13 protein-coding genes are annotated in these 12,343 nt (G+C 71.3%); 7 read left to right on the forward strand and 6 right to left on the reverse strand.

Features of this window, described 5'->3' with window-relative positions; all coding sequences use genetic code 11:
- The first annotated feature begins 71 nt into the window (after window positions 1–71).
- The gene (locus IW256_RS18035; protein ID WP_197012100.1) at window positions 72–854 is read left to right on the forward strand and encodes a phytanoyl-CoA dioxygenase family protein; all 783 of its coding nucleotides are present in this window, start codon (window positions 72–74) and stop codon (window positions 852–854) included.
- 248 nt (window positions 855–1,102) lie between these two features.
- Here the strand turns inward: IW256_RS18035 and IW256_RS18040 are convergent, their stop codons facing one another.
- A complete protein-coding gene (locus IW256_RS18040; RefSeq protein ID WP_197012101.1) occupies window positions 1,103–2,050 on the reverse strand; it encodes an RNA polymerase sigma-70 factor in 948 nt (315 codons plus the stop codon).
- Window positions 2,051–2,267: 217 nt separating this feature from the next.
- On the opposite strand from IW256_RS18040, the gene IW256_RS18045 reads away from it, so the two are divergent.
- The 4 genes from IW256_RS18045 (at window position 2,268) to IW256_RS18060 (ending at window position 6,574) form a co-directional block, all read left to right on the forward strand.
- Window positions 2,268–3,071, forward strand: coding sequence for an SDR family oxidoreductase (locus IW256_RS18045; RefSeq protein ID WP_197012102.1), 804 nt, complete (start codon window positions 2,268–2,270; stop codon window positions 3,069–3,071).
- 106 nt (window positions 3,072–3,177) lie between these two features.
- Window positions 3,178–4,767 carry an MFS transporter gene (locus tag IW256_RS18050; RefSeq protein WP_197012103.1) on the forward strand — a complete coding sequence of 530 codons (1,590 nt, stop codon included), beginning with the start codon at window positions 3,178–3,180 and terminating at the stop codon, window positions 4,765–4,767.
- Between the two features lie 536 nt (window positions 4,768–5,303).
- On the forward strand, window positions 5,304–6,068 hold the full coding sequence (locus IW256_RS18055; protein WP_197012104.1) for a metalloregulator ArsR/SmtB family transcription factor: 765 nt from the start codon (window positions 5,304–5,306) through the stop codon (window positions 6,066–6,068).
- Complete coding sequence (locus IW256_RS18060; RefSeq protein WP_197012105.1) at window positions 6,065–6,574, forward strand: pyridoxamine 5'-phosphate oxidase family protein; 510 nt, start codon at window positions 6,065–6,067, stop codon at window positions 6,572–6,574. Before IW256_RS18055 ends, IW256_RS18060 begins: the two co-directional genes overlap by 4 nt.
- A gap of 100 nt (window positions 6,575–6,674) precedes the next feature.
- Here the strand turns inward: IW256_RS18060 and IW256_RS18065 are convergent, their stop codons facing one another.
- The 4 genes from IW256_RS18065 to IW256_RS18080 form a co-directional block, all read right to left on the reverse strand.
- Entirely contained in the window at window positions 6,675–7,346 is a 672-nt protein-coding gene (locus IW256_RS18065) for a GNAT family N-acetyltransferase (RefSeq protein WP_197012106.1), read from the reverse strand.
- A 162-nt stretch (window positions 7,347–7,508) separates the two neighbouring features.
- Window positions 7,509–8,291 (reverse strand): DUF899 domain-containing protein, encoded by a 783-nt coding sequence (locus IW256_RS18070; RefSeq protein ID WP_197012107.1) that lies wholly within the window; start codon window positions 8,289–8,291, stop codon window positions 7,509–7,511.
- A 167-nt stretch (window positions 8,292–8,458) separates the two neighbouring features.
- Complete coding sequence (locus IW256_RS18075) at window positions 8,459–9,295, reverse strand: class I SAM-dependent methyltransferase (protein ID WP_197012108.1); 837 nt, start codon at window positions 9,293–9,295, stop codon at window positions 8,459–8,461.
- 29 nt (window positions 9,296–9,324) lie between these two features.
- Complete coding sequence (locus IW256_RS18080; protein WP_197012109.1) at window positions 9,325–9,957, reverse strand: class I SAM-dependent methyltransferase; 633 nt, start codon at window positions 9,955–9,957, stop codon at window positions 9,325–9,327.
- Window positions 9,958–10,017: 60 nt separating this feature from the next.
- Here IW256_RS18080 and IW256_RS18085 point away from each other — a divergent pair, with 60 nt between their 5' ends.
- Window positions 10,018–10,662, forward strand: coding sequence for a TetR/AcrR family transcriptional regulator (locus IW256_RS18085; protein ID WP_197012110.1), 645 nt, complete (start codon window positions 10,018–10,020; stop codon window positions 10,660–10,662).
- Between the two features lie 145 nt (window positions 10,663–10,807).
- On the opposite strand, the gene IW256_RS18090 is transcribed toward IW256_RS18085, so the two are convergent.
- Window positions 10,808–11,179, reverse strand: coding sequence for an ArsR/SmtB family transcription factor (locus tag IW256_RS18090; RefSeq protein WP_307828935.1), 372 nt, complete (start codon window positions 11,177–11,179; stop codon window positions 10,808–10,810).
- Window positions 11,180–11,241: 62 nt separating this feature from the next.
- Here IW256_RS18090 and IW256_RS18095 point away from each other — a divergent pair, with 62 nt between their 5' ends.
- A complete protein-coding gene (locus IW256_RS18095) occupies window positions 11,242–12,303 on the forward strand; it encodes a flavin-containing monooxygenase (RefSeq protein WP_197012111.1) in 1,062 nt (353 codons plus the stop codon).
- The last annotated feature ends 40 nt before the right edge of the window (window positions 12,304–12,343 follow it).

The following is a 12,343-nucleotide window of genomic DNA, read 5'->3' on the forward strand; positions in this document are numbered from 1 at the left end:
CGACTGCCCGCCCCTGGGTGCCCTTTGATAAGGGGTGGCGGCGGCGACGTTCGCGAAGGCATCGTGTGATCATGCTTGACGACGCACAGGTGAATGCTTTCGTCGAGGACGGTTTCGTCCGGATCATGGGCGCGTTTCCCAGGGAGATCGCGGACGAGTGCCGCGAGATCATCTGGCGTGACCTCGACGCCGACCCCGGTGGACCGGCCACGTGGCCCCGGCCGGTGGCTGCGCGCCCGGAGTACGCTCAGGCGCCGTTCGTGGCCGCGGCCAACACACCGCGCCTGCACGCCGCGTTCGACATCCTGGTGGGAAAGGGCCGCTGGACGCCTCGCACCAGCCTGGGCGGGTTCGTGATCCGCTTTCCGGGCGACGAACCGGCCGTCGTCGACGGCTGGCACGTCGACGTGAGCTTTCCCGGCCCCGCCTCCGACCCGGACGACTACATGACCTGGCGCGCGAACGTCGAGTCCAGGGACCGCGCGCTGCTGATGTTCTTCCTGCTCTCGGACGTCGGGCAGAACGATGCGCCCACCCGGTTGCGCGTCGGTTCCCATCTGGACGTGGCGCGGGTCCTCGAGCCCGAAGGGGAGCTTGGACTGGACGCCAGAGAGCTGGCCCGGCGGGCGGACGCCGCCACCGGGCACCGTCCGACGGCCCACGCCACTGGTAGCGCGGGCGATGTCTACCTTTGCCACCCGTTCCTCGTGCATGCCGGCCAGCCGCACGCCGGAGAGAACCCGCGCTTCCTCGGCCAGCCGAAGCTCAGCCCAGCGACGTCCCTCTGGCTCGACCCTGAGGGGACATGCGTTTCGCCGGTCGAGGCAGCGATCAGGCGAGGGCTCGGACGGTAGCCCCTTGTTCAGCCCTCGTGTTCGCCGAGGAGGTGACCGAGGTGCGGCCCGCCGGGCCGGGCCGGGTACGGCTGGCGCTGCGGCCCGAGCCCCAGGCGGCCGGGCGGGCCGCCGAACTGGCGGCCCGAGAGAGCGGGTGCTGCTCGTCCTTACAGGATGAGGAACGGACTCTGGCGGCAGGCAGCGTTCCGGCAGGGCCGGAGACGAGGGTCCCGGTAGTACCGGGGCGAGCTGCGGTCGTTCCGGCCTCAGCGGCTCAGGGCGGTCTCCCGCTCCACTCGTGACAGCTTCTCGGGATTGCGCACGTGGTAGGCGCCGGTGACGCAGCCGTTCTCGACCCGTACCGCCACCACGCCGTCGATCTCCCCATTGACCCGGACGAGCAGCCCCGGGCCGCCATTGACCTGTACCAGCTCGACCGATCTTGCGGCGTCTCGCTTCCACCAGCCGGCGGCCAGGAGGCGGGCCACCTTGTCCGCGCCCACGATGGGCCGCAGCAGGGCGTGTCTCACTCCGCCGCCGTCGCTCAGGGCGACGACGTCCGGTGCGAGGATGTCGAGCAGGCCTTGCAGATCGCCGGTTTCGACCGCTCGCTGGAAGGCCTGGAGCGCGGCTCGGATCTCGGCCGGGGAGGCGATGCCGCGCGGTCGGCGCGCGGAGACGTGTGCCCTGGCCCGATAGGCGAGCTGGCGGACCGCGGACGGGCTCCTGCCGACGGCTTCGGCGATCTCGTCGTAGTCGACGTCGAACACCTCGCGCAGCACGAACACCGCCCGCTCCGTCGGCGCGAGCACCTCCAGCACCAGCAGCATCGCCATCGACACGCTGTCGGCCAGCTCGACGTCCTCGGCCACATCCGGTGCGGTCAGCAACGGCTCGGGCAACCACGGGCCGACGTAGGACTCCTTGCGCCGGCCGAGCGCACGCAGGCGGTCCAGCGCCTGCCGGGTGACGATCCGCACCAGGTAGGCACGCTGCTCCCGCACGGTGGCCAGATCGACGTCCACCCAGCGCAGCCAGGTCTCCTGCAGGACGTCTTCCGCGTCGGCAGCCGAACCGAGCATCTCGTACGCGACGGTGAACAGCAGGTTGCGGTGGGCAACGAACACCTCGGTGGCGGAGTCCACCGAGTCCACCCGGTCGGCACGACCGAGCGGCTCCGCCGTGCCCGTGGTTCGCTCGCTGCGCTCGCTCATACCCGGCCCCTGCCTGTTCGTTCTCAGCCCCGCTTCACGCACTAGACGCCGATCCCCGCCGTTTCGTAACACCCGGAGCGGTGGCCTATGTCACATGACCGCGACCGTTACAGGGGCCTGGGCACCGGCGTCTGGTGTTCGTCAGGACGCCACGCGAACGAACGATCCGGGGCGGCACGCACACCACGAGTCGAGCTTGAGAAGGGAAGACCCACCCATGTCCACACCCACGACCGACCCGATGACCAGGCGGAAGGATCTGCGGAGGTTCGCGGTGGCTGGAGCGACCGGGCGGCTGGGACGCCACGTCGTGGACGTCCTCGCCGAACGGGGGCACCAGGTCGTGCGGATGTCCCGCGCCACCGGCGTGGACATCATCACCGGCGAGGGCCTGGCCGACGCGCTCACCGGGGTCGATGTCATCATCGACGTCGCGTCGTGGCACGACTCCGACCAGGAGGCCGCCACGGAGTTCTTCCGCACGGCGACCCGCAATCTGCACGAGGCCGGGCAGAAGGCGGGAGCAGGCCGGATCGTCGCCGTCTCCATCATCGGCACCGACAAGGCCACCGCCGGTTTCATCGCCGCCCAGCAGGTGCACGAGGCGGCCCACCTGTCCGGCCCGCTGCCCGCTCGCATTCTGCGGGCCGCGCAATTCCATGAATTCGTCGGCCAGCTCCTGGACTGGCAGGGGGGCGACGTCGCCTACATCCCGGCCTTGCCCACCCAGCTCGTGGCCTGCCGCACCGTGGCCGAGGCGCTGGTCGACCTGGCCACCGACCCCGACGCGCCCGCCCAGCTGGCTCCCGGAACACCGATCCCCGAGATCGCCGGGCCCCGCAAGGAGAGCATGGCCGAGGCGGCCGGGCTTCTCGGCGCCCGCCGAGGCATCAAGGTCATCGCCGTCGACGGCTCCGGCATGCCCGATGCCGAGACCGCGGCCGGCGGCGGGTTCCTGCCCAGCCCGCACGCCAGGCTCGCCGGCCCCACCTTCCAGGAATGGCTCGGCACCCAACCCTGATCCCGACACCGGGGAACGCCACCGCCGACGCGGCACCCCGCACGCAAGCACGGCGCCGACCCGTCGCGGTCGACCCGAACCGACGCGTAGAAAGCAGGCCCGATTCATGGCCGATACAGCCGTCCCCGAGAACGCCCCCGAACGTCCCGTCATATATCTGGACAAGGAGGGAAACGCTCTGCCGCCTCCCGACCCCCGACGCTGGTGGGGCCTGGTGGTCATCGCCCTCGCCCAGCTGATCGTGGTGCTGGACATGACCATCGTCAACATCGCCCTGCCGTCCGCCCAGCAGGACCTCGGCATGACCGACGGCAACCGGCAGTGGGCCATCACCGCCTACACCCTCGCCTTCGGCGGCCTGCTGCTGCTCGGCGGCCGCATCGGCGACCTGTTCGGACGCAAGCGCGGCTTCATCATCGGCCTGGTCGGCTTCGCCGGCGCCTCCGCGCTCGGCGGCGCCGCCACCGGCCCCGGCATGCTCTTCGCGGCCCGCGCCCTGCAGGGCGTCTTCGCCGCCCTCCTGGCCCCCGCCGCGCTGTCCCTGCTGACCACGACCTTCACCGACCCGCGCGAACGCGGCAAGGCGTTCGGCGTGTTCGGCGCCATCGCCGGCGCCGGCGGCGCCATCGGCATGCTGGTCGGCGGCTTCCTGACCGAATACCTGGACTGGCGCTGGTGCCTCTACGTCAACGCTCCGGTGGCGGCCCTCGCGGTGATCGGCGCGATCGCGACGCTCAAGGACCCGGGCCGCAGGACCGGCGCCCGGCTGGACCTCTTCGGTGCCGTACTGGGCACCGCCGGCGTACTGTCCATCGTCTACGGCTTCAGCGAGGCCGAGTCCCGCGACTGGGGCGACACCCGGGTGCTGGCCCTGCTGGGCGGCGGCGTGGTGATCCTCGGGATCTTCTCCCTGTGGCAGGCCCGCGCCCGGACGCCGCTGCTGCCCCTGCACATCGTCAAGGACCGCCAGCGGGCGGGCGCCTACCTGACGATGGCCCTGGTCACCATCTCCATGTTCGGCGTCTTCCTGTTCCTGACCTACTACCTCCAGGGCATCAAGGGCTGGTCGCCGCTGAAGACCGGTGCGGCCTACCTCCCGATGACCGCCTGCATGATCATCGGTTCCACGCAGATCTCGGCGCGGCTGCTGCACAAGGTGCCGGCCCGGGCGCTGATCATGCCCGGCCTGACGCTGGCCGCCGGCGGCCTGGCCTTCCTGGCCTCCATGGGCGTCGACGCCACCTACCTCGGCCACGTCCTGCCGGGCATCTGCATGATGGGCCTGGGCATGGGCGTCACGTTCATGGCGGCCATCTCCACGGCCACCAGCCGCGTCGCTCCGCACGAGCAGGGGGCGGCCTCGGCGACCCTCAACACCATGCAGCAGGTAGGCGGGTCGGTCGGTACCGCAATGCTCAACACGATCGCTGCCAGCGCGACCGCGGACTGGCTGACCGACCACCGGGTCAACCCCGCCCAACTGACACCGCAGGCGAAGGCGGCACTGGCGGAGGCGACGGTGCACGGCTACTCCATGGCGACCTGGACCTCCGCGGGCATCATGCTGCTGGCCACGCTGGTCGCGGGCGTCCTCATCAACGCCAAGGCGCCTGGCCGGCAAGCCGGCACGGCGGCGGCCGGCCCGATGGGGGCTGACCGCGAAGCCGGCGTCGAGACGCGGGTTTCCGCGGGCTAGGCTCTGTTCTCCCAGTCCCGGTCTACGGCGCTCGCCTGGCAGCCAACGCACTCGCGCGGTGGCTGAGCCACTTCGAGACAGGCCCTGGCCCCCGAGGCCCTGGCCCCCGGCAGGCCGCGGGCCATGTGGGGCCCGGGTTGCCTCCCCGGTTGTCGTCCTGATGAAAGCGACCACGGTGTACCTGGCCGCCGCGCTGCTCACGCAGGGGATCGCTGCCGGACATCTCCTGTCCAGCGAGGACGGTAGCCGGCTGCACCACGTCACGGGCGGCGCCGTCACGATCGCGCTAAGCCGTGCACCGTCCCCTCAGCGTGACGGTGTTCGGCGCCGGCGCCGGCCTGATGACACAGGTTTGGACCATCTGCCCGGCCCGCACCGCCGCCTGAACCCTTGGCTCACCCGGGGGTGAGGCGCCGAGCCCCGCCCGGGACGTCAGCCCCTGCGAGAAGGCACAGCCACTTCATTGATCAAGCCCGACCTCCACAGCCTCCCGGGAAACAACCGCTTTGTTCACCTAATGGTGTACTGTTAACCACATGGTGAACGATTTGTTCCGGGCCGTGGCCCACCCGATCCGTCGCAGGATCATCGAACGCCTCGGCAACGGCCCCGCGACGGTCGGCGAGGTGACGTCGGGCCTGGGCGTCTCCAAACCGGCGATCACCAAGCACCTGAAGGTCCTCGAAGAATCCGGTGTCGTCGTCCGGCAGGTCGTCGGCCGGACGCACCGGCTGGCGTTGAACCCGGCGGCGCTCATCGACGCGGTCGAGTGGGTCGACCGCCAGCGCGCCCTCTGGGAGCGCATGTTCGACACCGTCGAGGAGTACCTCGCAGACAAGGAGAAGACCACCGTGACCGAAACGACCACACCCGGGACCACCGTGCGCATCGAGCGCACCTACCAGGCGCCCGCGGCCGTCCTCTTCGACGCCTGGACCGACCCGGAGGTGATCAGGAGATGGTGGCACGCCGGACCCGACTGGGAGACGGCCGCCGCCGAGGTCGACCTGCGCGTCGGCGGACGGCTCCTGGTCGTGATGCGTGACACCGACGGCGCCGAGTACACCGGCACCGGCACGTACACCGTCGTCGAACCCCCCTCGCGGCTCGGATGGATCTGGCACGGCGAGGAGGGTGAGGCGGGCACCGGGTCACGGCTCGACCTGGAGATCACCGAGGACGGCGGCGTCACGACCATGGTGCTCACCCACAGTGGCCTGCCCGATGAGCACTCGGCGGACGAGTTCCGCGGTGGCTGGGGATTGTGCCTGGACAACCTCGCCAAGGTCGTCGCCCCATGACGCGCCTCGCCGATCCGATGGCCCTGCCCCAAGGCGACCCGCGCCTGCTGGAGACCGAGGTCGCCCAACGGCTGCTCGCGTCCACCGAACTCGCCCGGGTCGCCTACGTGGCCAAGGACGGCACGCCGCGGGTGTTCCCCATGCTGTTCCACTGGACCGGCAGTGAGATCGTCCTCTCCACATTCGGAGGTCTCAAGGTCAACGCCCTGCGCGCCCGTCCCGACATCGCCATCACGATCGACGCCGCCACCACCCCGCCCTCGGTACTCCTCATCCGAGGGAAGGCCGAGGTCACCGATGTCGACGGCATCGTCGCAGAGTACGCGCTGGCCCAGCGCCGCTACGCCGGCGAGGAACAGGGCGCCGCGAACGTCGCGGAAGTGGACCGGCCCGGCACCAGGATGGTGCGCATCGCCGTCCGGCCGGCTTGGGTAGGCGTCATCGACTTCGTCACACGGTTCCCCGGCGGGACGAACTCTGAGGAGTTCGCCGAACGGGGGCAGTGACGTGAAACCCCGGCCGGGGACGAGCACACCCGGCCGGGGTTCACGTACGCAGCGACCCGGTCCAGAGCCTTGCCCGGCGTCAGATGTCCCCGACCCTCACTCAAGATTCCGGGACGTACGCTGCCGCGATCTCTGACCGCACCGTCCAGCCGAGGGTGCGGTAGAGGCGCCGTCCATCCTGGGTGGCGACGAGAACACCGGTACGTAGCCCGTTGCGGGCGGCATGGTCGCTCAGCGCCCGCATGACCGTGGTGGCCAGACCCTGGCGCCGGTGCTCGGGCGCGGTCTGCACTTGATCGATGACGCCGTACTCGCCGGCGGGCGCCAAGCGCCCGGAAGCGGCCACGGCACCGGCCGCATCGACGACCGTCGCGATGATCGCCTCGCCGTCCCCTGTCACCAGCAGTTCGTACGACGCCGGAGGGACGCCGGCGCCCACGGCGAACGGAGCACTCATCAGGTAAGCGGCACTGTCCATGATCCAGCGCGCCGGCAGAGCGCCACGCAGGTCGGTGGCACGTCCGCTGACTTTGATCCAGGTTCCGGGCTCGGTGACCTGCCGGGAGAGATCCGCGATCAGATCGGTGTCCCAGGTGTGCAGCACGTACCGGACCCGGTGACCGTGACGGCCGACGTCGGCGCGGAAGCCCCCCGGGACTTCGACGGGCTCGGCCACGCCCCGGGACACGGCCCAGCCCCGGCCCCACGCGACGATCAGGGCGGGCAACGGAGGGAGCGTTGCGGGGTTGAGGGGCGCCGAGGCGTCGATCATGCTCCGCATTATTGCAAATAACTTGCAACAAGGCGTCCGTCGTCACCCGCAGCCGGATGCCGACCTCGGCCGCGTCCCCCTGTCGCTCCTGGCCGGCCGGGCGCGCCCGGCCGGCCAGGAGCAGTGGCACCGGATCGGGTGCCGAGGCGATGCCATGGCGCGTCAGTGGTGGTGGCCGTGCCGACCGAGCGTCTCCACGGGGGTCGCGCCGGGGCGGGTCCACTGCGGCACGGGGCGGCTGGTCGGACCCCAGGTGGCGTTCCCCTTCGCGTCCGAGCGCCAGTACCAGCACGCGTGGTGTCCCTCGGGCCAGCCCTCGGGGTTGTCCTCCCACGCCTCGCCGCGGCCGTAGGGCGTCATGTCGAGCAGGCTCAGGGATCCGTTGACCGGCTCGTTGCCGCGGCCGGTCGTGGAGTAGGTGAGGAACACGCGGTCGCCGTCGCGCAGGAAGCAGGTGATGTGGCCCATGTCGCCGCCGGCCGGCGCGTCCACGCCGCGCACCGAGTACCAGGGCTGGGTGTAGCCCATGAACTCGACGTAGGAGGCCACCTCGTCCCAACGACCGGTGGTCAGGATGGCGAACGAGACGCCGCGGGCGTTGAGGTAGACGGCGTCCTTCAGGTGCCAGGCCGTGGTGGTGCAGCCCTCGCACTGCCCCTGGTGCGGCGCGCCGTCGTACCACATGTGCTTGTAGACCACGAGTTCGTCGCGGCCCTGGAACAGGTCCAGGAACGGGACGGGGCCCTCGGGTCCGATGACCTCGACCGTCCCGTCGAACTCCACCATCGGCAGCCGGCGGCGGGCCGCGGCGAGGGCGTCGCCCTCGCGGGTGTGGGCCTTCTCGCGGACGAGGAGCTCGTCACGGGCGGTCTGCCAGGTGGCCAGGTCAACGACGGGCGGGCGGCCGGGCAGCGCGGCGGCCGGGTCGTCCGGTGCGTTCGTCATGGTGTCCTCCGTGGTGTCCGGTGCCGGGGACGTCCTACAAGGGGCACCAGAACAGACTCGCGCCCCGGCCGGAATTCATCGCGACAGGGGGCCGGGGCGCGAGCGCGGGGTTCCGTTGACGTTCCTGCCGGGTCGCCCTGGCCGACGAACGCCTCGCCGGGCCGGGGTCAGGGACGGATGGCGTCCACCAGCCATACGGAGCCGCGGATACGGACTCCGTCCGGAGTCTCGTAGGCTTCGAGGCCGGCCTGGAGTTCCTCGCGGGCGCGGGCGGCGGTGGCTTGGTCGACGTCCTTGAGGTTGAAGCGGACCGGGCCCTGGCCGAGGATGAAGTCCGCGGCGTCCGCGGCGTCGCGGCCGTAGTCCATCCGCGCCTCGACAGGGCTCACGTTCACCTCCGCCAGGCCCGCCTCGCCGAGCACCTCGAGGATACGGTCGGGGTCGACCAGCGAACCCATGCCCCGGGCCGCGGGGGAGGGGCCGTTCATCAGGGGCGCGAGCGCGGCGGTGGCCTGGGCGTACTCGCTGTCGAGGCGGCCCGCCCGCGGGACGATGAACACCAACCGGCCGGCGGGCCGGAGCGCGCGGGCGATGTTGGTGAACGCGGCCACGGGGTCGGAGAAGAACATGACGCCGCCGCGGCTGATGACGATGTCGAAGGCTTCTTTCTCGAAGGGATGGACCTCGGCGTCCGCCTGATCGAACCGCACGTTGGCGACACCCTGGTCGGCCGCGTCGGCGCGGGCGCGGGTCAGCATCGGTTCGGAGATGTCGACACCGACCGCCTGCGCCCTCGCCGCCCTGCGTGCGGCCAGCAGGGTGATCTGTCCCGTGCCGCATCCGATGTCCAGGACGTCGTCGGTCTCGCCGATCGCGGCGAGGTCCAAGAGGGGCTGATTGAAGCCGCCCATCATCGCGTCGTAACGGGGTGCGTTGTCGGCCCAGGCCGCCCCCTCCCACCCGTTCCACGCTTCCGCCTGCTGGACGTTGACAATGGCGTTCATCGAAATCTCCTTCGCTGTGTGTGGCAGGGTCACGATCGGGACGTGCGTCGCAGCGTGAACCAGAACGTGGGCACCGGGTTCGTGCCGGGTGTGGCTTCGACCAGGTCCCAGCCGGTGAACCTGCTGCGCAGTTCGTCGGCGGTGACACCCGAGATCGGGTCGTCGAACGCCTCGGGGCCGTACCCGAACATCAGCAGCCGGGCGCCGGGAGCGGCGCGGCGCGTGAGTCCGGCGGCGTAGGCGTCGCGGCGGTGCGGCGGGATTCCGCAGTAGCAGCTCAGATCGAAGAACAGGTCGTAGGGGCCGGGCGCGTCCAGATCGTCGAGGCGGGTGGCGTCCCCGTGCAGCAGCCGTACCGCCGCCCCGGCCGCGGCGGCCTTCTCCCGGGCCTGGGCGACCGCCTTGTCGATCAGGTCGATGGCCACGACCTCCCAGCCGTGCCGGGCCAGATACGTGGCGTTGGTGCCGGTGCCGCACCCGAGTTCCAGGACGCGGCCTGGCGGCAGCGCCTCCTGCCCCTCCACCAGGGCGACCAGTTCGGGCGGCGTCACGCCCGTGTCCCACGGCGGCCTGCCTGCGCGGTAGTACTCCTCCAGCTCGCGGCGGACGGCCTCCTCCTGGTCTCGTGCCGTACGGAGCTGCGCCGCATCGGGTCGGCTCATGGTCCCTCCAGTAACTTAGAGTCGAACTCTAGTGTTGGACTCTAGATATATACTCGCGCCATGAGCACCGTCAAGCGGCCGGACAAGCGGACCGAGCGTTCACGCCGCACCCGCGAGAAGATCGTCGAGGCGGCGCGGGAGCTGTTCGTCGCGCAGGGGTACGGGGCGACGAGCCTGCGGGAGGTCGCGGACCGGGCGGGCGTGGCCGTCCAGACGGTCTACTTCGTCTTCGGCAACAAGCGCACGCTGTTCAAGGACGTCGTCGACGCAACCATCGCCGGTGACACCGAACCGGTGGCGCTCATGGACCGGGAGTGGTTCCGCGCCGCCTGCGCCGCGCCCACCGCGGCCGAACAGCTGCGCGCGCACGTTCGGGGGACCTGCGAGATCCTGAGCCGGGTCGCCCCGATCATGCCGCTGATCCAGGCCGCCGCGGCCACCGACCCGGAGATCGCCGCGCAGTGGCCCGCCGGCCCCGACCCGCGCTACACCGTGCATCACGCCGCGGCCGAAGCGCTGTCCGGCAAGCCGGACGTCCGCCCCGGCATCTCCGTCACGACGGCCGCGGATCTGCTGTTCGGCCTGCTCAGCCCGCAGCTGTACCTGATCTTCGTCCAGGACCGCGGCTGGTCGCCCGACCGGTGGGAGGAATGGGCGTACGCCACCCTGGCCACCCAGCTCTGCACCGACGCCACCGGAGGGTAGCCCGGGCGGCCGTGACCAGGGCGACCGTGGACGGCCCGTGGGGCGGGCGGGTACGACCTGTGCCGCCGCTGACGTCCGCGAGGAGGATCAGAACCGCCCGGCAGCGGGGGAGTGGACGTGCGCCGGCCGGCGGGGATGCCTGGCGTCAGCCGTCGCCGGTGTCGCTGGGCGGGCAGCAGGTCCGCAGGTAGTTCTGGAGCTCGGTGAGGGACCGCTCGACCGCGAGGGTGTCGACGCGGTAGCGGACCTGCTTGCCGTCCTTGCGGGAGGTGAGCAGGCCGCCGCGGCGCAGCAGCGCGAGCTGCTGGGAGGCGTTGGACTGGCCGATGCCCAGGCGTTCGGCGACGGTCCCGACGGTCAGCTCGACGCCGCCGGCGAACAGTTCGAGCATCTGCTGCCGCTGCTCGCTGGCCAGCCCTTTGAGGAACTCGCGCAGCTTCTCGCTCGGCGGTTCCACCGCGGCACCGCAGCCGAGCTGCGCCGCCTCACGCGGACCGCCCGTGGCCTGGTCGGGCACCGATTCCTCCTCCACTCTCGCCTACATATTAACATTTCATGAAACGATGTTATGTTGAGGTCATGCTCCACCGTTTCGACACCATCATCATCGGGGGCGGGCAGGCCGGTCTGGCCACCGCCCGCGTCGCCGGCGACCTCGGCCTGACATCCGTGGTCCTGGAGGCCGCGCGGTCGGCGGCCGGGTCCTGGCCGCACTACTACGACAGCCTCACGTTGTTCTCCCCGGCCCGCCGCAGCGCCCTGCCCGGCGCGCCCTTCCCCGGCGACCCGGACGGCTACCCGACGCGCGATGAGGTCGTCGCCTACCTGGCCGGCTACGCCGAACGCCTGGACGCCGACATCCGCACCGGCCACCGCGTGGTCAAGGTCGCCGCCGGCACCGGCGAGAGGCGAGAACGGCGGTTCGAGGTCGCCACCGAGAGCGGGCAGATCTTCACCGCGGCGACGGTGATCGCCGCGACGGGCGCGTTCAGCCGCCCGCACCGCCCCGGCCTGCAGGGCCTGGACGGTTTCACCGGGACGGTGCTGCATTCGGCGCGGTACCGGCGGCCCGAGGAGTTCGCCGGGCGCCGTGTGGTGATCGTGGGCGGCGGGAACTCGGCGGTGCAGATCGCCATCGAGCTCGCCGAACACTCCCGCGTCACGCTGGCGACCCGGCACCCGCTGCGGTTCATGCCGCAGCGCGTCGCCGGCGTCGACATGCACATCTGGCTGCAGCGAACCGGCCTGGACACCGCCGGCTGGGCACGTCCGCTGCTCACCGGCGGCAAGGGGACGCCGGTGTTCGACACCGGCACCTACCGGGACGCGATCGCCACCGGCAATCCCGACCGGCGTCCCATGTTCACCGGCTTGGACGGCGACCACGTGGTGTGGCGGAACGGGACACGTGAGCGCGTCGACGTGGTGTTGCTGGCCACCGGGTTCCGGCCGGGCGTGGACTACCTCGCCGAGCTGGGAGCGCTCGATGGCGACGGGCTGCCGCTGCACCGTGCGGGCGTCTCCACGACCCATCCCGGGCTCGGCTACGTCGGGCTGGAGTGGCAGCGCTCGTTCGCCTCGGCCACCCTGCGCGGTGTCGGCGCCGACGCCCGGTACGTCCTGACCCGGCTGCACTCGTAGTGCCGGTCGCGTAGGCGAGGAAGACCGGTCCGCTGCCGGA

Origin of the sequence: Actinomadura viridis, assembly GCF_015751755.1 — a bacterium.
Lineage (GTDB): Bacteria > Actinomycetota > Actinomycetes > Streptosporangiales > Streptosporangiaceae > Spirillospora > Spirillospora viridis.